The 25,136-nt window shown below is 42.9% G+C and carries 20 protein-coding genes; all 20 read left to right on the forward strand.

Annotation, left to right across the window (positions count from 1 at the left end; all coding sequences use genetic code 11):
* Positions 1-10 precede the first annotated feature (10 nt).
* The gene (gene clpX, locus A3844_RS07835) at positions 11-1,267 is read left to right on the forward strand and encodes an ATP-dependent protease ATP-binding subunit ClpX (protein ID WP_020430248.1); all 1,257 of its coding nucleotides are present in this window, start codon (positions 11-13) and stop codon (positions 1,265-1,267) included.
* A gap of 112 nt (positions 1,268-1,379) precedes the next feature.
* Positions 1,380-2,519 carry a flavodoxin-dependent (E)-4-hydroxy-3-methylbut-2-enyl-diphosphate synthase gene (ispG, locus tag A3844_RS07840; RefSeq protein ID WP_074084236.1) on the forward strand — a complete coding sequence of 380 codons (1,140 nt, stop codon included), beginning with the start codon at positions 1,380-1,382 and terminating at the stop codon, positions 2,517-2,519.
* Between the two features lie 605 nt (positions 2,520-3,124).
* Positions 3,125-4,834: an ATP-dependent protease LonB gene (gene lonB / locus A3844_RS07845; RefSeq protein WP_074107085.1), complete on the forward strand. Its 1,710-nt coding sequence runs from the start codon at positions 3,125-3,127 to the stop codon at positions 4,832-4,834.
* A gap of 287 nt (positions 4,835-5,121) precedes the next feature.
* Positions 5,122-7,485, forward strand: coding sequence for an endopeptidase La (gene lon, locus A3844_RS07850; protein ID WP_074100633.1), 2,364 nt, complete (start codon positions 5,122-5,124; stop codon positions 7,483-7,485).
* A 12-nt stretch (positions 7,486-7,497) separates the two neighbouring features.
* Positions 7,498-8,163, forward strand: coding sequence for a ribosome biogenesis GTP-binding protein YihA/YsxC (gene yihA, locus A3844_RS07855; RefSeq protein ID WP_074084203.1), 666 nt, complete (start codon positions 7,498-7,500; stop codon positions 8,161-8,163).
* A 207-nt stretch (positions 8,164-8,370) separates the two neighbouring features.
* Positions 8,371-8,958, forward strand: coding sequence for a non-ribosomal peptide synthetase module (locus tag A3844_RS07860; RefSeq protein WP_074084204.1), 588 nt, complete (start codon positions 8,371-8,373; stop codon positions 8,956-8,958).
* A gap of 104 nt (positions 8,959-9,062) precedes the next feature.
* The gene (locus A3844_RS07865) at positions 9,063-9,845 is read left to right on the forward strand and encodes a tyrosine-protein phosphatase (protein WP_074107086.1); all 783 of its coding nucleotides are present in this window, start codon (positions 9,063-9,065) and stop codon (positions 9,843-9,845) included.
* A 238-nt stretch (positions 9,846-10,083) separates the two neighbouring features.
* Positions 10,084-11,994 carry an S-layer homology domain-containing protein gene (locus tag A3844_RS07870; RefSeq protein ID WP_167374645.1) on the forward strand — a complete coding sequence of 637 codons (1,911 nt, stop codon included), beginning with the start codon at positions 10,084-10,086 and terminating at the stop codon, positions 11,992-11,994.
* Between the two features lie 204 nt (positions 11,995-12,198).
* Positions 12,199-12,975: a YveK family protein gene (locus A3844_RS07875; RefSeq protein ID WP_074107088.1), complete on the forward strand. Its 777-nt coding sequence runs from the start codon at positions 12,199-12,201 to the stop codon at positions 12,973-12,975.
* Positions 12,956-13,642, forward strand: coding sequence for a CpsD/CapB family tyrosine-protein kinase (locus A3844_RS07880; RefSeq protein WP_074107089.1), 687 nt, complete (start codon positions 12,956-12,958; stop codon positions 13,640-13,642). The genes A3844_RS07875 and A3844_RS07880 overlap by 20 nt, the downstream gene beginning before the upstream one ends.
* 43 nt (positions 13,643-13,685) lie before the next feature.
* A complete protein-coding gene (locus tag A3844_RS07885) occupies positions 13,686-15,518 on the forward strand; it encodes a polysaccharide biosynthesis protein (protein ID WP_074107090.1) in 1,833 nt (610 codons plus the stop codon).
* Positions 15,519-15,541: 23 nt separating this feature from the next.
* On the forward strand, positions 15,542-16,261 hold the full coding sequence (locus tag A3844_RS07890) for a hypothetical protein (protein WP_074107091.1): 720 nt from the start codon (positions 15,542-15,544) through the stop codon (positions 16,259-16,261).
* Positions 16,261-17,247, forward strand: coding sequence for a copper amine oxidase N-terminal domain-containing protein (locus A3844_RS07895; RefSeq protein WP_074107092.1), 987 nt, complete (start codon positions 16,261-16,263; stop codon positions 17,245-17,247). The genes A3844_RS07890 and A3844_RS07895 overlap by 1 nt, the downstream gene beginning before the upstream one ends.
* Positions 17,248-17,788: 541 nt before the next feature.
* Positions 17,789-19,051: an oligosaccharide flippase family protein gene (locus A3844_RS07900; RefSeq protein WP_167374646.1), complete on the forward strand. Its 1,263-nt coding sequence runs from the start codon at positions 17,789-17,791 to the stop codon at positions 19,049-19,051.
* Positions 19,052-20,191, forward strand: coding sequence for a glycosyltransferase family 1 protein (locus A3844_RS07905; protein ID WP_083606755.1), 1,140 nt, complete (start codon positions 19,052-19,054; stop codon positions 20,189-20,191).
* The gene (locus A3844_RS07910) at positions 20,184-21,458 is read left to right on the forward strand and encodes an O-antigen polymerase (RefSeq protein WP_074107093.1); all 1,275 of its coding nucleotides are present in this window, start codon (positions 20,184-20,186) and stop codon (positions 21,456-21,458) included. Before A3844_RS07905 ends, A3844_RS07910 begins: the two co-directional genes overlap by 8 nt.
* A gap of 6 nt (positions 21,459-21,464) precedes the next feature.
* Positions 21,465-22,649 carry a glycosyltransferase gene (locus A3844_RS07915; RefSeq protein ID WP_074107094.1) on the forward strand — a complete coding sequence of 395 codons (1,185 nt, stop codon included), beginning with the start codon at positions 21,465-21,467 and terminating at the stop codon, positions 22,647-22,649.
* Complete coding sequence (locus A3844_RS07920) at positions 22,650-23,783, forward strand: glycosyltransferase family 4 protein (RefSeq protein WP_074107095.1); 1,134 nt, start codon at positions 22,650-22,652, stop codon at positions 23,781-23,783.
* A gap of 29 nt (positions 23,784-23,812) precedes the next feature.
* Positions 23,813-24,430, forward strand: coding sequence for a sugar transferase (locus A3844_RS07925; protein ID WP_279629252.1), 618 nt, complete (start codon positions 23,813-23,815; stop codon positions 24,428-24,430).
* Position 24,431: 1 nt separating this feature from the next.
* On the forward strand, positions 24,432-25,136 hold a 705-nt coding region (locus A3844_RS07930; protein ID WP_143192038.1), incomplete at its 3' end, for a GNAT family N-acetyltransferase.

Here is a 25,136-nt window from a genome sequence, read left to right on the forward strand (position 1 = left end):
GGGTGTTTAGATGTTTAAATTTAATGATGAAAAAGGGCAATTGAAATGTTCTTTTTGCGGCAAATCTCAAGAGCAGGTTCGCAAGCTTGTAGCTGGACCGGGCGTTTATATATGTGACGAATGCATCGAGCTGTGCACGGAAATCGTGGAAGAGGAGCTCGGTCATGAGGAAGAGCTGGATCTGAAGGATATTCCAAAACCGAAGGAAATCCGCGACATTCTTGATCAATACGTTATTGGCCAGGAGCAAGCGAAGAAATCTCTCTCCGTTGCCGTGTATAATCACTACAAGCGTGTCAACAGCCAGAGCAAGATCGAAGATGTTGAACTGACGAAGAGCAATATTCTGCTTCTTGGTCCAACAGGCTCCGGTAAGACACTTTTGGCGCAGACTATGGCTAAGATTATTAACGTTCCTTTTGCTATCGCAGATGCCACTTCCCTCACGGAAGCGGGGTATGTCGGTGAGGATGTCGAGAATATCCTGCTCAAGCTGATTCAGGCTGCCGATTATGATGTGGAAAAAGCGGAACGAGGCATTATCTATATTGATGAAATTGATAAAGTAGCACGTAAATCCGAGAATCCGTCCATTACCCGTGACGTTTCCGGTGAAGGTGTACAGCAGGCTTTGCTGAAGATTCTTGAAGGTACTGTAGCTTCTGTTCCTCCGCAAGGCGGACGCAAGCATCCGCATCAGGAATTTATCCAGATCGATACCACGAACATTCTGTTCATCGTGGGCGGTGCTTTTGACGGCCTGGAACAAATGATCAAACGCCGTATCGGCAAAAAAGTCATCGGCTTCAACGCAGCAGTTGAAGGTCAGAAAGATCTGAAGACGGGCGAATATCTGTCTATGGTATTGCCGGAAGATTTGCTTAAGTTCGGTCTGATTCCTGAGTTTGTCGGCCGTTTGCCGGTTATCTCGACTTTGGAACCGCTTGACGAGAACACATTGGTTCGTATTCTGTCTGAACCGAAGAATGCTCTCACCAAGCAGTATATCAAGCTCCTGGAGATGGACAATGTAGCACTCAAGTTTGAGCCGCTCGCTCTGGAAGCTATCGCCAAGGAAGCCATCAAACGCAACACGGGAGCCCGTGGACTGCGCGCCATTATTGAGAGCATTATGCTTGATGTAATGTACGAGGTTCCTTCACGTGATGACATCAAGGACTGTGTCATTACAGAGCAGGTTGTACAGGAGAAGTCACTGCCTGAGCTGAGCTTGAAGAAAGATAAGAAAAAAGAGGAAAGCGCCTAAGCGTCTTCCTTTTCCATACAAGTGATTTACAATACAAGTCATTGTCTCCACCTTACAACCGCCTGTATGGCGCGGGGAGGGTGGAGCTTTGATCGTTATGGGGGAGAAAACCATGTTCTTGAGACACCAGACCCGTCCCGTCAATGTTGGCGGGGTAATTATTGGGGGAAACAATGAGGTTGCTATTCAAAGCATGTGTACAACCAAAACAGCTGATGTTGAAGCAACTGTGGCCGAGATTCTTCGGCTGGAGGAAGCGGGCTGTCAGCTTGTGCGCGTGACGGTCAACAATGAAGAAGCTGCGGCGGCAATCAAGGAGATTAAGCAACGGATTCACATCCCGCTGGTAGCGGATATTCATTTTAACTATAAGCTAGCCCTGCTTGCGATAGAGAACGGCATAGACAAGGTTCGCATCAATCCGGGGAACATTGGCCGGCGCGACAAGGTCGAAGCTGTAGTTAAAGCCTGTAAGGATAAGGGTATTCCGATCCGTATCGGTGTCAATGCCGGTTCTCTGGAGAGTCATCTCCTGGAGAAATACGGCTATCCGACTCCTGATGCAATGGTGGAGAGTGCCCTGTATCATATTGGAATCCTGGAAGAACTCGATTTCCATGATATCATCGTATCACTCAAAGCCTCCGATGTGCCTATGGCGATTGAAGCTTACCGCAAAGCAGCGGAAGTCATTCCGTACCCGCTGCATCTTGGGATTACAGAGTCGGGCACATTGTTTGCCGGTACCGTGAAGAGCTCGGCGGGTATCGGTGCGCTGCTCTCAATGGGTATCGGCAGTACCGTGCGGATCTCGCTCAGTGCCGATCCGGTTGAAGAAGTGAAGGTAGCCCGTGAACTGCTCAAGACCTTCGGTCTGATCTCCAACGCTCCTACACTGATTTCCTGCCCGACCTGCGGACGGCTGGACATTGACCTCTTTTCCATCGCCAATGAAGTGGAGGAGTATATCTCCAAGCTCAAGGTACCGATCAAGGTGTCTGTGCTAGGCTGTGCGGTTAACGGCCCGGGTGAAGCTCGTGAAGCGGACATCGGGATTGCGGGTGCGCGTGGAGAAGGTCTGCTGTTCCGCTACGGACAGATGATTCGTAAGGTTCCTGAAGCAGATCTGGTATCGGAGCTCAAGAAGGAAATCGACGCCATTGTCGTTCATTTTGAAGAAACCGGTGAAATTCCGGGCCGTAAGCATGCAGGACTGGCTCCAACTGTGCAAGTGGGCTACTCAGAACAGTGATCGATTCGGAACTTATTATTCATTCCATCCATTTGTGAATTGCATACAAATCTGGTGACGAAGAACGTCCCCTCATGCCCCGGATCATCCGGTGGTGGGAGGGGACGTTTTTATTTGAGTAGGAGGAACAATATGGACTATGAAGATACCCCGAGAGCACCTCCACCACAAACTACTTCTTGATTTGTACGGGGCACCGAAACCATCTTTTCATGGATACTTCCTCCACTTCTTTTAGTGTATCTGAAGTGGTTAAAAGTGTCCAAATGGATTAGGGGGCTAAAAAGATAATTCCCTCTATTCACTCCAGTGCGGGAGAATCCGTCAAATTATAGAGCAGATTTCTCTCTAAATCACCAGGAGATGTACATAGCCGAATCCGCATAGCTCAAAACTTTAAAAATCAGATTGTCCCCTACCGCAGCCAAGCCAAATCATCATGCTCTTGTCCATTAGAAAGATACATCCTACCTATCGGACCAGCGCAGTTTCGTTATTCTTTCATAAATCCCTTTATGGGCGTTTACGAATGACCGAAAAGGCTATACTACCTAGTAGTAGCCAAATACAGGACAGGTAGACTGTAGCGAACAGGAGGATGACCTATGGAATTAAGTATATTGCTGATGATTGTGCAGCTCTTTTTCGCGCTGGTCATCGGCGTTTATTTTTGGAATCTGCTGCGGGGACAGAAGACCAATAAAACGGCGGTGGACCGCGAATCGCGCAAGGAGCTCGACAAGCTGCGGAAAATGCGGATGATCTCCCTCACCAAGCCTCTATCGGAGAAGACACGCCCGGCCAGCATTGGAGATATTGTCGGACAAAAGGACGGACTGCGTGCACTGAAGGCAGCTTTGTGCAGTGCCAACCCGCAGCATGTCATTATTTATGGGCCCCCAGGCGTCGGCAAAACTGCTGCTGCACGTGTAGTAATGGAGGAAGCAAAGAAAAATGTGCTCTCCCCCTTCAAAAGTGATGCGAAATTTACGGAGATTGATGCCACTACCGCCCGTTTTGATGAACGTGGGATTGCCGATCCGCTTATTGGCTCGGTGCACGACCCGATTTATCAAGGGGCCGGGGCTATGGGGGTAGCCGGTGTGCCGCAGCCCAAGCCAGGGGCAGTTACCAAGGCGCATGGCGGGATTCTGTTCCTGGATGAGATCGGCGAGCTGCATCCGATTCAGATGAACAAGCTGCTTAAGGTACTGGAGGACCGCAAGGTGCTGCTGGAGAGTGCTTATTACAATTCCGAGGACAGCAATACTCCTGCGTATATCCATGATATTTTTCAAAATGGCCTGCCGGCCGATTTCCGGCTGGTCGGTGCCACCACGCGCTCACCGGATGAAATTTCACCAGCGCTGCGTTCCCGCTGCATGGAGATCTATTTCCGGCCGCTGCTGCCGGAGGAGATTGCCGTCATCGGACGGGATGCGATCCAGAAGATCGGGCTGAAGCCAAGTCCCGAAGCCATTGAGGTGGTGCAGCAATATGCCACTAATGGACGTGAGGCGGTGAACATGATCCAACTGGCCGCAGGACTTGCGTTAACGGAAGGGCGGGATACCCTGAGTGCGGCAGAAGTGGAATGGGTGGCCAGCAGCAGTCAGCTGCCTATGCGAACCGAAAGAAAGATTCCATCCTCGCCTCAGATTGGGCTGGTCAATGGACTTGCGGTATACGGGCCGGGCATGGGGACACTGCTGGAGATTGAGGTCTCGGCAGAACCGGCCAAGAACGGGCAAGGCAGAATTAACGTGACTGGAGTAGTAGACGAAGAAGAGACCCGTGGTGGATCACGGACCATCCGGCGTAAAAGCATGGCTAAGGGCTCCGTGGATAATGTGCTGACGGTTCTCCGGACGATGAATCTGGAGCCTGACCGTTATGATATTCATGTTAACTTCCCAGGGGGAACACCGATTGACGGCCCTTCTGCCGGGGTGGCAATGGCTGTGGCTATAGTTTCTGCGATCCGGCACCTGCCAGTGGACAATACAGTAGCTATTACCGGAGAGATTGGCATTCATGGGCGGGTCAAGCCGGTAGGCGGAGTGATTGCCAAGGTTGAAGCAGCCTTTCAGGCGGGAGCCACTACTGTATTGATTCCAAAAGAGAACTGGCAGTCGCTGTTTGCCGACCTTGCACCACTGCGGGTAATTCCAATGGAGACGGTTGAAGAGGTTTTTCGTCACTTGTTTGGGGCTGAAACGGCGGATGTACGCCTGTCGGCCGTATCCGGGGAGACCTTCTCTGCGTCGCCGTCAATGTTAAAAGCAGATGCCAGTGGTGACAGTGCGAAGGGCTGATTCTCTATGCGAGGGGAAGCCTGCAGTTCTTTCCTCTTCAGCGGGACCGTGGGGATATACCAGCAGGCCTTTTTCACACATAACGATGTGTGTCAGAGGCCTGTTTTTTGCATGAGAGCAGAGAAGACATATTCAGGGTAGAAGTAGCGAATAATAAATCAGGTCTGACGGCGCGGAACGGTTGGACTGGAAGCTGCAGCGGTATGCGTCCTGTTGGTGTTTTGATGCCGCTTTTGTTAGAATGAAACATATGACACTACTTGAGAACCATGGGAGGTGCGAAAGCGATGATACAAAGCAAATCCAAAGGTCGTCGTTTTCCTTTATTGCCGCTTAGAGGTCTTCTTGTATATCCCAGCATGGTTCTTCACTTGGATGTGGGACGCGAGAAGTCAGTTCGGGCGCTGGAAAAAGCTATGGTTGAAGATAACCTGATTCTCCTCTGCTCGCAGTCGGAAGTGAATATAGAGGAGCCGGGACAAGAAGATATTTTTCGGGTGGGTACAGTCGCTAATGTGCGGCAAATGCTGAAGCTTCCTAACGGAACGATCCGTGTGCTTGTGGAGGGTGTGGAGCGCGCTGAGATTATTCATTATACGGATAATGAGGAGTATTACGAGGTCATGGCCCGCGTGCTTCCAGAGGAAGAGGATGTGGATCAGCAGAGTGATGCCTTGATGCGCACCGTGCTGAACCAGTTCGAGCATTACATCACTCTCTCCAAAAAAGTCACACCTGAAACACTGGCTGCTGTCTCCGATATCGAAGAACCTGGCCGGCTTGCGGATGTCATTACGAGCCACTTGGCGCTGAAGATAAAGGATAAGCAGGAGATCCTGGAGACGATCGATGTTAGCAAACGTCTGGAGAAGCTGCTCGATATCCTCAATAATGAGCGTGAAGTGCTGGAGCTGGAACGCAAGATCAACCAGCGGGTGAAGAAGCAGATGGAGAAGACCCAGAAGGAATATTATCTCCGCGAGCAGATGAAGGCGATCCAGAAGGAGCTTGGGGACAAAGAAGGCCGGGCAGGCGAAGCCGAAGAATTACGCAGTCAGATGGAAGAGAAGCAGCTGCCCGAACGCGTGCAGGAAAAGATTGAGAAGGAGATCGACCGACTCGAGAAAATGCCGGCAAGCTCGGCTGAAGGCGGAGTGATCCGCAATTATGTCGATATGCTGCTGAGTCTGCCGTGGAGCGAGTCAACGGAAGATGATCTGGATATCCTGAAGGCGGAACAGGTGCTGGATGCGGACCATTATGGTCTGGAGAAGCCGAAAGAGCGTGTGCTGGAGTATTTGGCCGTTCAGAAGCTGGTCAAGAAGCTGAAGGGTCCAATTCTCTGTCTGGTAGGTCCTCCGGGCGTCGGTAAAACCTCGCTCGCGCGTTCCATCGCCCGTTCGCTGAACCGCAAGTTCGTTCGCATCTCTCTCGGCGGCGTGCGTGACGAAGCCGAGATCCGCGGTCATAGACGTACTTATGTCGGGGCTATGCCGGGCCGGATCATTCAAGGGATGAAGACTGCTGGCAGCATCAATCCTGTATTCCTGCTGGATGAGATCGATAAAATGGCGGCGGATTTCCGCGGCGATCCGTCGGCAGCCCTGCTTGAAGTACTGGATCCGGAACAGAACAATACGTTCAGCGATCATTTTGTCGAATTGCCGTTTGACCTGTCGAATGTCATGTTCGTAACGACAGCCAATACCGTGCATAACATTCCACGTCCGCTGCTGGACCGTATGGAGATGTTATACATTCCCGGGTATACAGAACTGGAAAAGCTGCAGATTGCCAGCCGCTACCTGCTGCCGAAGCAGCGTGAGAACCACGGTCTGGAGGATGCGCAGCTGTCTATTGAAGACGATACCTTGCTGAAGATTGTCCGCGAATACACCCGTGAATCCGGGGTTCGTAATCTGGAACAGCAAATTGCCGCGCTGTGCCGCAAGGCCGCGAAGCAGATTGTATCCGGTGAGAAGGAGCAGGTTAGCATTCTTCCGGCAGAGATCAAGGATTATCTGGGTGCCTCGAAGTACCGCTACGGAATGGCGGAGCTGGAAGATCAGATCGGTACGGTTACCGGACTGGCATGGACGGAGGTTGGCGGCGATACGCTACTGATCGAAGTCACAGTAGTTCAGGGGACCGGCAAGCTGACCCTGACCGGACAGCTGGGCGATGTGATGAAGGAGTCGGCACAGGCCGCCTTCAGCTACACACGTTCCAAGGCCGAGGAGCTGGGACTGGCGCCCGATTTTCACGAGAAGAACGATATTCACATTCATATTCCCGAAGGCGCCATTCCCAAAGATGGCCCGTCTGCAGGGATTACCATTGCTACAGCCCTCATCTCCGCACTCACGAAACGTTATGTCTCCAAGGATGTGGCGATGACAGGCGAGATTACGCTGCGCGGACGGGTTCTGCCGATTGGCGGATTGAAGGAGAAGTCGCTAGCCGCCCACCGTGCCGGTTACAAAAAAATCCTTCTGCCGAAGGACAACGAACGCGACCTGAAAGATATCCCTGAGAGCGTCCGCAGTGATGTGGAGTTCGTGCCGGTCTCCCATATGGATCAAGTGCTGAAGCATGCGCTTGTCGAGCACCACAACGAAATTAGCAGTGAAGCGCCGAGTAGTGTGCATTAGAAAGGAAGTCCTATGAAAGTTAACAATGCCGAATTTATCATCAGCGCCGTAGGCCCTGATCAATACCCTGTTGACGCCTTGCCGGAGATTGCTCTGGCAGGGCGCTCCAACGTCGGGAAGTCTTCCCTTATCAACCGTATGATTAACCGCAAGAATCTGGCCCGCACCAGCTCTACACCGGGCAAGACGCAGCATATGAACTATTACCGTGTGAATGAGAGCATGTATTTTGTCGATTTTCCTGGCTATGGTTATGCGAAGGTCTCCAAGACGCAACGCGCCTCATGGGGCAAAATGGTAGAGAAATATATGGCTGAGCGTGATACGCTGAAGCTTGTTCTGCTCATTGTGGATCTCCGTCATCCGCCTACCGGCAATGACAAGATGATGTTCGACTGGCTGAAGCATTATGACCTGCCGCTATGCGTAGTAGCAACCAAAGCAGACAAGATTCCCAAGACCCGCTGGCCCAAGCATATCAAGATCATGAAGCAGGAGCTTGGTGTGCTGCCGGGGGACAATTTTATTTCCTTTTCTTCAGAGATTGGACTTGGCAAGGATGAACTGTGGGAGCTTATAGATCGCTATAATCAGGTCTCTGAAGAGGGGCCGTTAGCTGACCCGGAGATTGAAGATGGTGGAAATGAACCACAACCGGAAGAACCCTCCGAAGCCTAAAGGTCAGCTGCGTGATGCGTAATCTATAGGATCAGCGCGTATTACTCACAGAATAGTGAGGAATACATATGTAATGTGAAGCTCTTATCCTTATCTCCCGCTATAAGATGAAATATCGGCGTATATCCTGTTCCTCCTGATGAGAAACCCACGGCTCTTCATTGTATAATCATGCTAAAGGCTGTTACACAGAATTGAGGGATGGTCATGGCTCAGAGATTGGCTACAGAATATGTGAAGGCGACTTTGCAAATGACGGAATTTCAGATGAAACAATTTCTGCTTACTGCCGATACCTGCTTCATCAGCCACCGGGTGAAAATTCTAGGCGGCGGAGAACAGGAGATCGTCCTGGAGGAAGCGGGGGGCGAGGAGGTTCATTTATCTTTTCAGCAAAGAGGCAGCATCTATGTATGTGCCCTGTCCTGTACCATTGTGAACCCGCATCTGAACAACGCAATCCGCAAGCTGTTCGTTACTTACAAAGGGAGCGGAACAGTAAATCGAATATATCAGGGCTTCACCATGGTCTATGTGTATGAGAATGGTTCAGTACGCAGAATCTCTGAAGTTACCCCACTGGGCAGCAAGCTGGTCTATCAGCACAAGCACTCCCTGGTGGAGATGATGCGTCTCTACAAGTCTGATGCGATTGAGCGGGAGATTGAGAGCCTGCGTGTGACGATTGATAGTTTGCTGGATCAACGCAATCGATTATATAGGGATGAAGAGATTCACGAGATAGATCAAAGACTTGCACATGTCACCCGAAAGCTGTTTGAATGGGAAGCGTAGATGACAATTGAGTGTCAGGAACTAGCAATCATTTCCTAGTGGAATGGTTGTATTTTTTTGAGCAATCTCTAACTATATGAACAAGAGGGGCCGATAAAAAACATATGATAGATATCCATAGCCACATTCTACCCTTTATGGACGACGGTGCTGCCGATTGGGAGTCTGCTCTTGCCATGGCACAGGACGCTGAGAAGGATGGGATTACCACTGTTGTTGCCACGCCTCATCATGCCAACGGGGTGTACTTGAATCCGGCTCCAGGTATAGGACAAGCTGTTGCACAACTGAATGAGAAACTCCGGCAGGCCGGTTATCAGCTGCAGGTCCTTCCTGGTCAAGAGATCCGCCTTTATAGTGAACTGCTGAATGATCTGGAGAGTGGGGAACTCCTGACACTGGCGGGCTCGCGGTATATTTTGCTGGAAATGCCTTCTTCGCGCGTACCTCGCACGATGGAGGAGACTTGTCATGAGCTGATTATTCAAGGCTTCGTACCTGTCATTGCCCATCCAGAGCGCAATGCCGAGGTTGCCGCCGATCCTTCCAGACTAATCAGATTAATAGAGATCGGTACATTGGGGCAGTTGACTGCCCAGAGTCTGGCGGGAACCTTCGGAAGCAAGCTGCAGAAGCTGTCGCTGGACTTGTGCCGGAAGAATGCTGTACATATGATCGCCTCTGACGCACATGACAACCGGCACCGCCCTTTTGGCCTGAGCGAGGCCTACGAGGTTTTATCCAAAGAACTGGGAAAAACATCATCCGACTTTTTTCGTCAAAATTCGCAAAGAATTATCGACAATGAGGAGATTATTCGAGCAGAATATACCCAGTCTTACACCAAACTTCATAAATTGTTCGGATTTTTTTCTCGTAAAGGGTGACCTTGCTAGAGATTAATGGTAGAATGGGGATTACTGGGTTATTGTTATTTTTTATCAGAATAGTGTAGACTTAGGGTTGCTACTCTATCTACACTAGCAGTAGCAGTAGTACTAGAATTATAACTACATACAAAGAGGTGGATGAAAAGTGACTTTGAAGAAGAAACTAGCAGTATCATCATTAGCAGTTAGCATGGCAGCAGCATCTTTTGCAGGTTTCCCTTTTAGCAGCGAGGGTTTGGCAAAACAACTCGGGTTTGTAGGAACCGCAGCAGCAGCAACTAGTCATACCGATGTGAAGGCGAAGATTCAGAAAATCTACGCACAGTTGAGCGCAACAGATGTGACTTATTTGCAAAACTATAAGAATGAAGTAGCAGGCCTTAAACAAGATAAGTTTGAAAGCATCTTTGCTCCGGTTTTGGGTAAGATTCAACTTAAGGTTCAACTGAGCCCTGCTGAAAAAGCAACTTCCTTAAAACTGTTCCAAAGCGTTTCCAGCGTAGTTTACGATGTGTATGCGAATAATACCGACGTACTGAAGAATATTCGTTCCGACAAGGATAACGTTGACTTGTTCAACAAAATTGCCACTGCAGCTGGAGTAACAGAGCTGAGCTTCGACGACATTCTTGATTTTTTCTTCGCTTCTAACGGCGTGGAAGGAGAACTTCGCACATTGCTGAACGGCAAGTCGACTACAGATCTGATTAACATCTACAAAAATCCTGCTTCACAGAAAACTCTGGTTAAGGATGCTGTATACAAGGTTCTTGAACACAGAATTGGCACGGGTGCATTGACAGTTAGTGGTGCGGTATATAACCTGGGCATCACTGCGGATGACCTCGTGCAAACTTTTGACAATGTGAATACAGAGATCAAATCTGCTAGACCTGCAGCAAAAGCCCTTGCTCTGGCTTACCTGAGTGCTTATCCATTGACTACTGGCGGTGGAAGCACTGGCGGCGGAGGTACTGGAGGTGGCGTAATCACTAATCCGACAACTACTCCGGGTGTGTATGACGTTTCTGGTTTGGTAAGTGTTGTGGGCGACAAAGCAACATTGAAATTGGTTGACGCCGATGTGATCAAAGCTTTCGACGCACTGCTTGCTGCGAACACTGGAAAGACTGGCCTTACACTCACTTTGAACCTTGGTACAGTGAATGCTAAGGTTGTAGAAGCTCCACTGTCCAAAGCTATCATTGAAGCGGCTAAGGCAAAAGGCATCGCTAACATTGCAGTAACCTTCAATGGCTTGACTGTTACGATTCCGGTATCCCAGTTCAGCGATGCAGTAACATTGACGGTTACGAATGAAGCTGACACTACTGTAACTTCATTGACAAGCTTGAAATTGGCTTCGAAAGTCTACACTTTCGATCTGACTGTTGGTGGCGTGAAGACAACAACTTTCAAACAGCCTTTGACTATTAAGCTTCCTTTGGCTAATGCGGCTTCCCTCGACAAGGAATTGCTGTCCGTAACCAAGATCGTTTACAAAGAACTTCAATTCCAAGGTGGCGTAGTTGACGGTGAATTCATCGTTGAACCACGTGATACCTTCTCTTCTTATGCAGTACTGGAGAACAAAGTGAACTTCAGTGACATTGCAAGTGTACAAGCATGGGCTGGAAGACAAATTCAAGTTGTAGCTGCTAAAGGCGCAATTGAAGGTGTTGGCGCCAGCAAGTTCGCTCCGAAGAGCAACGTTACCCGCGCTGAATTCTCGAAGATGCTGATTCGTGCTCTGAACCTGGAGAACAGCACAGCAACTGAAAGCTTCAACGATGTAGCTTCCACAGCTTGGTACGCTCCTTATGTAGCGGTTGCTGCTGAGAAGGGTATCGTAACTGGCCGTAGTGCTTCCCAGTTCGATCCGAATGCTACAATTACCCGTGCTGAAATGGCAACTATGATTGCCCGTGCAGTTAAGTCGGTTAACTCTGCAGCTACTGCAGGAGATGCTTCGTCTCTGACTAAATTCTCGGATGCAGCGAAGATCGCAGCTTCCCTGAAAGACGGAGTAGCTTTTGCAGCCAGCCACAACCTGGTAATCGGAAATGCTGGTAAGTTCAACCCGAATAACACAGCTACCCGCGCAGAAGCAGCTGTAATCATCTATCGTACAATTAACTTCAAGTAAGAATCAACAATAAGCAAGTGGAGAGCCTCCTCTCGTATAGGTGAGAGGGGGCACTTTTTTAGCTTATATACACTGAACTTGCGAATAAGAGACTAAGTACGCCTACATCTTTTAGGTTAACTTTAGTGTTGAACGCGTACTGGATTCACAAGTTCATTGTGTATAGGATGGAATATTACAGAATCAGCTTGGAGGGAATTTCACTTGTCAGCACAAGAATTGGATCTTCGCGATTATTTCCAGATTGTCAGGAAGAGACTATGGATGATTGTAAGTATCGTGGTTGTTGTTTGTATTCTTGCCGGAGTATACAGCTTGTATATCAAGAATCCGGTATATGAAGCATCAACCAAAATTATCGTCAATCAGACTCCAACGCAGTCTACAGTAGGGCAACTTGATTTGAATCAGATCAACACTAATATTCAGTTGATTAACACGTACAAGGAAATTATTAAGACGCCGGCCATATTAGATATCGTAGCCAAGAGCTACCCGCAATTCAATGTTACATCGGAAGATTTACTAAATAAGGTTAACGTTAGTTCCGTCAATAATACGCAGGTAATGACACTTGTCGTTCGAGATAATTCGTACCAGAGGGCCGCGGAAATTGTGAATGCCATTTCACTTGTGTTCAAGCAGGAGATTCCATCACTGTTCAATGTTCAGAACGTATCCATACTGAACGAAGCCAAGGTTGATCCTCCGGTAGCTCCGGGACCTGTAGAACCTAATGTGGTAATGAACCTGGCCATTGCATTTATCGTTTCTTTAATGATTGGTCTGGGTATCGCCTTCCTGCTGGAATATATGGATGATACCTTGAAGACTGAAGAAGATATTGAGAAGTATCTGGGTCTGCCAACGATTGCGATGATTACCAGACTTGGACAAGAAGAAACCAAAGCAACTGAATCTCAAGCTCAGACGCTGAACAGAAAGGCAGGGGAACTCGAACATGTCACAGCAGCCAAGTAAACAACGCCATCTGATTACCGTGACGAATCCGCGTTCACCTGTATCTGAAGCCTTCCGGGCACTGCGTACAAATATTGACTTCTCATCGGTGGATAAGCAGATTCAGATTATTATGGTTACCTCCTCCGGCCCTGAAGAGGGGAAATCTACAGTCACGGCTAACCTTGCAGCTGCCTATGCCCAAGCAGATAAGAAGGTACTGTTAATCGATGGGGATATGCGTAAACCGACAGCTCATAAGACCTTTTCGTTAAGCAATCGTTTTGGATTGTCTTCATTACTATCACAGCAAGCTGATCTGGAAGAAGTTGTCCAGGAGTCAGGTGTGGCTAACCTCTTCATTATGACATCGGGTCCAATTCCCCCTAATCCGGCAGAAATGATGTCCTCTAACCGGATGAGTGCTGTACTGGAGGAACTGCGTCAACGCTATGATATGATTTTGTTTGATACTCCGCCGCTCTTGGCTGTTACGGATGCGCAAATTGTTGCCTCCAAGAGTGACGGAGTCATTATGGTGGTTAGCTATGGCAAGGTGAAGCGGGAGATTGCTGCTAAGGCTAAGGCGAACCTTGATCGTGTGGGTGCGAAGATGCTCGGTGTTGTACTCAATAATGTCAAGCGCAAAGCCAGTGAAGGATATTATTACTATTACTACGGGAATTGACTTTCAAGTATGAAGAAATATGTTATTTTTGGAGGCACTAAAAATGACAGCGAAATCCAGGGTATTCATGTTATTCCTCATCGATCTGGTGATCATCTGGTTCAGTATCACAACATCGTATATGTTCAGGTTCTATGACGGCATTCCTCATGAGTATATGGTACAAATGCTCCAGTTCGGGCTGATCTCGACCATTGCTATAGGTGCTAGCTTGGTCTATTTCGGTCTATATCGACGGATGTGGCAATATGCCAGTATCGGAGAAATAGTATCCATACTAAAGGCTATTGTGGTAGGTGCGGTAATCTCTTATGCTATCGCGTTGTTAATTCTTCCTGCACGTGTTCCTTTTGGGGTGGGTATCCGGACCATGGAAACCATCTTGGTGTTGGTAGGCGGGATCCGCTTTCTGTGGAGATTCTTCCGGTATGAACGGATTAATTCCAAAGATACTGAGACACACGCCCTTATCGTAGGTGCCGGAGATTGCGGGATGCTGATTGCCAAGGAAATGATGGGGCCTTCTTTTGCTCAGACTAAGTTAATTGGGTTCATTGATGACAATCAGAACAAATACCATATGTCGATCCTGGGCCTGCCCGTATTAGGCAACAGATATAACATTCCCCGGCTTGTCAAAGAGAAAGATATTCATGAGATTATCATTGCTATGCCGTCCGTGTCCAGAACGGAAATCTCGGATATTATTAATCTGGCTAAGACAACTGGAGCCAAACTGAAGATTATTCCGGCACTGAACGATCTGATCGCTGGTAAGATATCCGTTAAGAAACTAAGGGATGTCAGTGTAGAAGATTTGCTTGGACGGGAACCGATCATAGCTGATCTGAACGGCATCCTCGGTTACGTACATAAGAAGACGGTTATGGTTACCGGTGCAGGAGGTTCGATCGGCTCCGAGCTGTGCCGGCAAGTATCTCCATTTGCTCCAGACAAGCTATTGCTGCTAGGACATGGTGAGAATAGCATTTATACGATTGAGATGGAGCTGCGTCAGAGCTTTCCCGAGCTGGAGATTATTACGGTAATCGCAGATGTTCAGGACCGAAACCGGATGATGGACGTATTCCGCAGCTACAGACCGCATGTAGTCTTTCATGCAGCAGCACATAAGCACGTTCCCTTGATGGAGCGTAATCCATCTGAAGCCATCAAGAATAACGTATTCGGTACCCGGAATGTAGCGGATTGTGCGGATCGATTCGGAGCAGAACGGTTCGTGATGATATCTTCAGATAAGGCCGTTAACCCAACGAGTGTTATGGGAGCAACTAAGCGAATTGCGGAGATGTATGTACAGAGCTTGAACACCACGAGCCAGACTAAATTTTCAGCTGTTCGATTCGGGAATGTATTGGGCAGCCGGGGTAGTGTAATCCCGGCGTTCAAGAAGCAGATAGCTGCTGGTGGTCCGGTTACAGTTACGCATCCAGAGATGGTACGTTATTTCATGACGATTCCAGAGGCAGTCCAGTTGGTCATTCAATCTGGATCATTTGCTAAGGGCGGCGAAGTATTCGTGTTAGATATGGGTGCGCCTGTTAAGATTCTGACATTGGCAGAAGACTTAATTACATTGTCCGGTTATGAACCTTATACGGATATCGATATAACCTTCTCTGGTATAAGAGAAGGGGAGAAATTATACGAAGAACTGCTGACGGACGAAGAAAATCTGGGCTCTACCCAGCATGACCGTATTTTCATTGGTAAACCTAATGTGATTAGTCAGAATCAACTGGAACTGGAATTCAAACGTTTGGAGCGTGTCTTGACTGAGGAGCCAAGTGCGATCCGTGAAGTGATCAATCAGATTGTTCCGATGCAGCCTGTTGCTCAAGCCGCGATCAGCTAACAAATACGATACGGAGGATTACTATGTTCAACAAGAGATGGAAGAAAATACTGGTATGGTCTCTGTCGGTAGTTATAGTATTAGCGGTTGGAGGATTATTCGCTGCTAATTATGCAGTAGATAGACTGATGAGTTCAATGGCTGGAGGATTGGACTTGGAGTCTGATGATACTGCTCCAGTTACTGATCAAGTCGCAATTGCCGATCCAACTTCAACACCTGTAAGTACTGATAGTGCTCCATTAGAGACCGCAACTGCTGAACCTACACCAGGTGTTGTCTCGGAGAGTGCCAAACCGGCAGCTACAGAAGAAGCTTCCACTAGTCCAAGTGAGCAAGCTACTCCAAAGTCAACTCAATCTATTGCTTCACCAACGACTAAGCCAACCAGTACAGTACCTCCTGCTAAAGATAAGAATCTGGATGGATACTCGGCTCAGGTTTCTACGGATAAAGCTAAACACATACAAGAAAATGTAACGGTGAAAGAAAAGGCAGATGTAGCATCTATTGTATTAGGCCAACTTAGTGTAGCTGATATCAAACGATTGCAGGAACTTGCATCGGGTGGCTTAACCATTGAAGAGAAACGTGAAGCTCGCAGTATTATTCTTGGTAAAGTTTCAGATGAACAATACAATGAGCTGTCCCAAATAGCGAAGAAGTATGGTGTGAGTGAAGGCAAAACCAAGGATCAGGTTATTGAAGAAGAAGAGGCTTTACAACAAGGGAGTGAACAGTAATGGCCAAAGTAAGAATACCCGCAACAGCGTTACTACTGCTAATGCTGATTGGAGCAGCTCCATTAACGGCATCTGCGCCATTATCTGCCGCCGCCGCAGCTGTGACAGTACCTGCTGCTCAGACGGGTTCAATCAAAGTACAGAACATGAATGTACAGATGGTGTTTGACGGCGTTAGCATGACCCCACCATCAGGGCAGTTAGTATTCATGCATAACAATACTACCTATGTACCCTTACGATTCATGTCTTATGCACTTCAAAAGAGTGTGAGCTGGGATGCGAAAAATCTCAAAGTAACAGTAGTTGAACCAACGAGTACTGAATTGGTAGTGATTAAAGAGTATCTAATGAATGCAGGGACTAGCCAAAACACATCATTGAAGAGTGCAATTCTACAACCTTTAAAAACAAGCTTCTCCTTTAATGGTTCTGCTAAGAACCTTCCTGCAGGTCAATCTAGTTACATTCTAAATGGAGCGTTATATGTTCCACTTCGTTTCCTATCTGAATCCGTAGGCAACGTCATAACATGGGATCAGAAGGCTAAAACAATTACAGCAATTTCGAAGGCTTACCAAGAACAAAAGAGTACTTCTGGAGGTAACGTAGAGCCAAAACCAACGGCTTCAACGAAACCATCCCAAGCCGGTAGTTCAGATGAAACAGGTAAAGTGTCGTACGAGAGTATTACAAGTGCTACTGAAGCAAAATTAACTGCACTGAAGTCTCAAAGTGAATCAACTTTAGTGAGTATTGCAATGGAGTATGTATCTGCAAAAGATGAAGCTTCAAGAGCAAGTATTAAGGCAAAAGGGCTTGCTCAATTGTCCTCTTTTACAGCTAGTTTTAATAGTATAGTTGCAGAAGCTGAACAACAACTAAAGGCTAATGGCTATAGCACTGATATTATCAGTCAGTATAGAGCAGCATTTGAGGCACAACTGCAAGCAGGGAAAAGTTTGGCAGAAGGTTTGGCGGGTTGATAATCTGCCTTTTCTTTTTGTCTTTTGTTAAAAACAAGTTTTCCAGTAAAGAGTTTGGCATAATTTTGGATTCAACAAGAAGTCCTTTGAAAATATCGTGGGACTCACTCTTGTATTTTTACTAGAGGAGACTCTGTGAATAGGTACTTGTAACTAAGTGATAGAATGTTTTATATTTCAAAAACTATCTATTCGGCCCAGTATAGAATGAAATTGAATGTTAGCATTTTACTAGATTAACTTTCTGCACTATTACTAAATCATGTATTAGAACATAAATTAATGAAATAATTGCTTGAGGACCCAGTTACTTAAGGGAGACGTCGTTGGTTAAGAGGGATTTAGTGTTTATATTTCAATGAATATCTCTACGTAACAGAAAACGGATTTTGAATAGAATTTGTTTTTGAGTATTTACTCTATAGCGCTTTTTTACTATAAGACTAATATTTAGAGAAAGAGTGACTAAATATTAGTTTCATAATCATACTTTGTTTGATAATTATTTAGTTGAAATATAAAAATGGTGAAACGTGTGGGGATGAAAATGGTAAGTGAGCAAACAAAAATATCCAATCAGAAAAGTCTATCGAAAAATTTTGTGTGGACCTTTTCAGGGAATATTATTTACTCAGTCTGTCAGTGGTTTATCATAGTGCTTTTAGCAAAAATGGGTAGTGGTCATATGGTAGGACAGTATACCCTTGGATTAGCACTGACTGCACCAATATATATGTTACTAAATCTACAACTACGCTCAATACAAGCGACTGATCCTAAGGCGAGTTTTTCATTTTCACATTACCTAGGTATGCGTATTCTTACATCTACTTTGGCGATGTTTATAATAGTTGGTATTATTGGCTTTGGGGATTATGATACACAGACATCAATGGTAATTCTTTTAATAAGTATATCGAAATATATTGAGTCTATAGGTGATGTGATATATGGGCAGATTCAAAAAGAAGAGCGTATGGATCAAATATCAACAGCACTAATATTAAAAAGCATTCTTTCGATATTCTTTATATGTATATCTTTTTTTATTTTCGGAAGTATTTATGGTGTTATCATTGGACTCATTTCATCTTGGTTATTAGTCCTAGCTTTTTATGAAATCCCAATATTAAGAAAATATACACATTTTAGACCTAAGTTTAGTTGGGTGGATTTGAAATCTTTACTTAAATTAAGTTTTCCTTTAGGCGTAGTTATGATGTTGATCTCATTAAATACTAATATTCCAAGATATTTTATAGAGAAAACCTCAGGTATAAGTGCTTTAGGCTATTTTTCTGCGATCTCATACATAATGGTTGCAGGTTCAACTATCGTTAATGCTTTAGGGCAATCCTCTACACCAAAGTTAGCATCTTATTTTTCTCTATCCAAATATGATGAATTCAGAAGACTAATGCGAAAATTGATTTTTTTAGGTGTAATTATAGGTGTGACAGGCTTATCAATTGTGTCTCTATTCGGAAAGAAAATCTTAACCATTATTTATAGTTCGGATTATGCTAATTATTCTAATGTTTTCATAATAATAATGCTTGCTTCTTCCTTTGAATTTATTAGTTCTTTTTTAGGATATGGGATTACTTCTGCGAGACACTTTAAAATACAGCCTATAATTTCTTTGGGGGTTGTGATTACAAGTATAGTAAGTTGCTATGTCTTTTCAATGAACTGGGGATTGACAGGGATTGCATATGCAATAACTCTTACTTCTTTTGTACAATTACTAGGCAACGTGATTGTTATGTTCTTTATTATAAAGAGTTCAAAGAGGAGAATATAAATGATTAGTGAAAATTTGATTAAACCACGACGTGTTTTACATATTTTTGGTGCAATGAATAGGGGGGGGGCGGAAACATTAATAATGAATCTTTATAGAGAATTGGATAAAACAAAAGTTCAATTTGACTTTGGAGTTCATACTAATTCTCGTGGTGACTATGATAACGAGATAGAAAAATTAGGTGGGCGTATCATTCATCTACCAGAACCTAAGAAAGTAGGAATACTTAAATATAAAAGAGTTCTAAAAAACCATTTAATAAATTATGGTTCTTTTGTTGCAATTCATAGTCATGTTCATCATTTTAGTGGAGTTGTACTTAAAGTAGCAAAAAAAGTGAAAATAGAAGTACGTATTGCTCATAGTCATAATACGAATGATGCTCAAAAGGATTCGATTTTGCGGAATGCTTATAGAATGACATTAGAAACTTTAATAAAAAAAAATTCCACCCATCTCTTAGGCTGTTCAAAGGATGCCTGTGAGTCTTTGTTTGGCAAGAAATGTTGGGGAAAATATAATGTAGAAGTAATTAGAAATGGGTTGGACTTTAATTTATTTAAAGAACTTGATAAAGAAAAATCTAATATAAGGAACGAACTCAATATTCCAGAAGATGCTTTTTTAGTAGGACATGTTGGGAGATTTAGTGAACAAAAAAATCATAGATGGCTGATCCGCATATTTAAAGAACTTATAAAAAAAGTTCCAAATGCACATTTGCTTTTAGTAGGCGATGGAGATTTAAAACAGGAAATATATGAATTATCTGAAAATCTTGAATTATTGGGAAATGTACATTTTTTAGGAATACGTGAAGATATTCCAAGATTGATGAACTCATTCAATGTCTTTCTGTTTCCTTCATTATTTGAAGGCTTGGGAAATGTATTAATTGAAGCTCAGGCTGCTGGCACTCCTTGTGTTTGCTCGAATACTGTTCCATCTGAAGCTGATATAAATATTGGACTAATGAAATTTGTTGGTTTATTTGAGAACGAAAATAAATGGGTTTCAGAAATACTTGAATATATGGACGTGAGAAAATATAGAACAGAAGAATTGTTTGATGCCATAACTAAATCGGGATATGAAATAAAACAAATAACTAGGAGAATGGTAGAAATATATGATTAGTATCTTGAATGTTTCTGTTTTTGCATGGTTAACATTTTGTTTGTTTATTTGTTTGAAACAGGTTATTAAAGGTTTTAGACATTCTATACTGTTTGCCTTTATTATATTTTATGTTTTTTTTGGGATACCATTATTACTAGATACTCTGGTTGGTACCCCGGATTATAATTTTTATCCGAGTTATTATAGAGTTACTAGGGATGAGTTTACTAGCTTAATATATGCTGTTTATATAAGTATTGTACCTTTGGTTTGGTGGTGTTTTGGAAGAACAAAAGTCTTAAATAATAGGACTGAATTTAATATACAAGGGAATTATTTAAATATAGCAAAGATAATATTGAATGTTTTGGTTTTTAGTCCAATAATCATTCTTATATTCTCACCATATCCCAAAATGTATCTACATTATGGAGTAATTATACATGAAAGTAATATAGATGCCTTAAAGTTTCATTCCTATATAAATTTAACTTGTTTTCTAAGTGTAATTTCAATTGCTGCATTAATGTTACTGAAAAAACGGAATTTCACCTCGTTGCTCATTTATGTTCCATTTGCATTAATATCTATCTGGTTACATGGGAAAAGAAATATTGTTGCAATGGCAATTTTACTCTTGTTTTATGTTTTGTGGAAGAAAGAGATACTTAAAGGAAAAAAATTAGTTATATTTGGAAGCGTTGCCCTTTTGTTTTTGTTGGGATATTCAAGCCTTTACCAAAATGCTCTCAGGGATAATGAATCTCAACTAACTAATAAGATGAAGTTCGAAAATTTTAGAATAGATTATGGCAGGGATGTTGCAACTAAAATGACAATATACTCTGAGTTACATCCGAAAGAAAGTAAAATTTTGGAGTATAGAGGAGAGAGTATTCTATTCTACTTAACTATTTTTGTTCCACGCAAAATTTGGTTGGAAAAACCTTATCCTTATGCTGTCTATTTTACCGATGAAGTTTTTAACTTACCCAAGGAACCCTTGGGGTGGGGGTTAACAACAAGTTGGTTAGAAGAATCAATTGCAAATTTTGGTTGGTTGGGTTTTCTAATTGGACCATTGTTGATATCAGAAATTGCAAGACGAGGGGATAAAACCAATAATCTAATAGTGCAGGCATTAACGGTTTTAGTGATTTGTTTATTTTTAGTAGTAGAACTATCTGCTTTTTATTCAATATTCATATTGTGGGTAATATCAACTTTGTATTTTAAGAATAAATCAAAACTGCACACAATTAGAAATTTAGATAAAGGGAGCTGAAGAAATATGAGGGTCCTGATAGCAGTTGAAACGCATTTTTATAAAACTCCTGATGGAACTATTTGGACAGAAGCGCAAAATGATAAAGAGTTTTGGGGAAGATATTTAGAGGTTTTTAAGGAAGTGCATGTATTAGCTAGGGTTGCTAATGTCAGTGAATATAACATTAAGTGGAAAAGAGCGAATGGGGACAACGTTCTTTTTCATCAATTGCCAAATTATACAGGTCCTTATGAATATATTCAAAAGCTTTCAAAGATTAAGCGTGAAATAAAGATTGCTATTTTAAATTGTGATGTAGCAATTCTTAGAGTTGCAGGTGCTATATCAACACTTGCTTGGAGAGAACTTAAAAGAAAATCTATTCCTTTTGGGGTTGAAGTTTGTGGAGATCCGTGGGAGTCGCTTAAACCAGGTACAGTAAAAAGCTTTACTAGGCCATTAGCCAGATTAATGTCAACAGTGAACTTAAAGAAACAATGTAAAGAAGCTATTACTAGTTCTTATGTAACTAAGGAGACACTTCAAAAAAGGTATCCACCTAAGAAGGGGACTTATACGTGTGGAATATCTGATGTTAATCTTCCTGAGGAGGCTTATTTAAAAAAAATTCCTTCTACAAGTAATATTTCATTAAGAATTTTAAATGTTGGAAGTATGGAAACACTTTATAAAGCTCAAAATATTCAATTAATGGCTATTAAGGTGTGTGTAGAAAAAGGATTAGATGTACACCTTCAATTGATTGGAGAAGGACGTTGCAGACCTCAATTTGAGAGCCTTGCTAAAGAATTAGGTGTAGAAGATTATGTGGATTTTTTGGGTATGATTTCGGGAGCTGAAGAGGTAAGGAAATATCTTGATTCTGCAGACTTATTTATAATGCCTTCCATGGTTGAAGGATTACCACGAGCACTTGTGGAGGCAATGGCTCGTAGCGTCCCTTGTATAGCAACAAATGTTGGAGGAATACCAGAATTGCTTCCATTAGAAAATTTAATAAAACCTAATGATTACATGGAACTAGCTTCTAAAATAGAGACCCTTATAAACGACAAAGAAAAACTTAAAATTATGGGAGAAACAAATTACTTTAAAGCAATGGAGTTTAATTCCAGTAGTTTAAGTGAACAAAGAAGGGGGTTTTATGGTAATTTATTTAATAAAGCAATGATGGATAGGAGAAAATAAATGGATAGAAAACCAATGGTAGTATTGGCGGTTACTGTTTCCCAAAGTACGGGGTTCTTTAAAGGAAAGATTTCAACTTTAATTGAGAATGGCTTCGATGTAGCAGTAATTGCGTCACCAGGAATAGCATATACTGAAGGGGCTAGCTTTTATCCTATCTCTATGAAAAGAGAAATCAGTTTATTCCATGATATGATAAGTTTATTGCAACTAATCAGATTGATACGTAGGCTAAACCCCGAAATAATAAATTACGGCACCCCTAAAGCTGGTCTTCTTGTAGGTATGGCCGCGTTTATATGTAGAGTACCCAATAGAATATATACAAGTCATGGTTTAAGATTAGAGACAACAAAAGGTATAAAAAGATTTATACTTTCATTAACTGAGAAAATTTCAATTTTTTGCTCTCATAAAGTTATTTGTGTAAGCAATAGCTTAAAACAAAAATTGATTGATTTGAAATTATTACCACAATCTAAAGGAATAGTCATAAGAAATGGCAGTTGTAAAGGACTAGACGTAGAACCTTTTGAAATTTCTGATGTTTTACAAACTCAAGTAAGTTGTTTGAAAAAAAAAATCGGAATAGAATCTGATGAGGTTATTGGATATGTAGGAAGATTCACAAGAGATAAGGGAATCTATGAACTTATTAATGCTTTTAATAAATTGAAAATAGAGAGACCTAACATTTGTTTGTTGTTATGCGGAACTTTTGAAGAAGGCGATCCTATTGATGAAGATACTAAGTGGACTATTGAGAATGATCCAAATATTTATAATGTTGGTTTTGTTGAGGATACACTTCCATACTACTTTTTAATGAATGTATTAATATTACCTTCGTATAGGGAAGGTTTTGGAAATGTCATTTTAGAGGCTAATGCAGCATGTATCCCAGTAATAGCTACATATGTAACCGGCTGTGTTGATGCTGTTAAAGATGGAGAAACTGGCTTTCTGGTGCCACCCCGAGATAGTAATATATTAGCTGAAAAAGTCTCAATCCTTTTAAATGATCCTAATCGAGCTCGAGAAATGGGTAAATTAGGAAAAAAGAGAGTTTTGCAAGACTTTAAACCAAAAGATATTTTTTTTGAGTATGTAAGAATATATAAAGAAATGGTGTAAGGATATTTTTGAATAGAGGAGATATATTTGTGAAGCGGTTTATTGATTTTATTTTCGCATTATTAAGTATAATTCTTTTGTCTCCAATTTTCATAATGGTTTTTTTTATTGTTAAAGTAAAACTGGGTTCCCCTGTTGTTTTTAGACAAGAGAGACCGGGGTTAAATGGTGTAGTATTTAAGCTACTGAAGTTTAGGACAATGACTAGTGATATGAATAGTGATGGAGATTTATTACCAGATGAGGTCAGATTGACTAAGACGGGTATTTTTTTGAGAAAGTTAAGTTTAGATGAACTTCCACAATTAATTAATGTATTGAAAGGCGATATGAGTATAATTGGACCCCGACCATTACTTGTTAGTTATTTTCCTTATTATACTGAAAGAGAAATGCTTAGACATACTGTAAGGCCCGGGATAACTGGATTGGCTCAAATATCAGGGCGAAATGGATTGAGGTGGGATGATAGATTAGAATTAGATGTTAAATATGTGGAAACTCGTACTCTTCTTTTAGATTTAATAATATTTTATAAAACCTTGGCGAAGGTTTTGAAGAAAGAAGGAGTAGTTGATGCTCCAGGAACGGTAATGCTTAACTTTGATGTGGAAAGAAAAATTAGATTAGAAAAGGGAGAGACGTAAGTTGGACGAGTTTAGTATTCTTCCAATAAAAACGAGTGACATTAAGCTAATTCCAATGCTTACACAAGAATGGATGAACCCTGATGTTTTTTATCTCACCGTATTCTCATGCAAAGGATATACTCGTTTTTTAGAAAAAACGTTGGATTTTCAAGCCAGTCTATCTAGTGTGAAACTAATGGGTGTTTATGATAATAATACCCTGATTGCGTTTTCAGAGTGGAGGATTTTTGAAAATGTAATCTTCTTAAATAATCTTTATGTGTCCCCATTGTATAGGAACAAAGGAGTAGGATATCAGTTATTGAAATATGGTCGTTGCTTGGCTACTAGTTTAGACATAAAACAAATTTCTTTAGATGTATTTGAATGGAATCAATCTTCATATTCATGGTATAAAAAGTTAGGATTCTCTAATGGGGAATATACTAGGTGGTTTACTGGTAATATAATTTTTCATGAAGATTATTCTACGAGTGATATTCAAAATGCTGAAATTATTGAATTATCGCAAGCCAAAATATCGCACCAAAAATTTGGATTTTCATCTTTTAAAGTTATTACTAGTAGAAAAGAATATTCTATAGGAAGATTAGGAGATAAACATTTTAGATTAACAGATGTTGAAGGTTTAAATGACAAATCACTGCTGAAAATCCTGTTTAATATTGATTCCAACAGAAAAATTTTTTTAGTAACCCAAGAA

It is taken from the genome of Paenibacillus helianthi (assembly GCF_001909055.1).
Lineage (GTDB): Bacteria > Bacillota > Bacilli > Paenibacillales > Paenibacillaceae > Paenibacillus_AQ > Paenibacillus_AQ helianthi.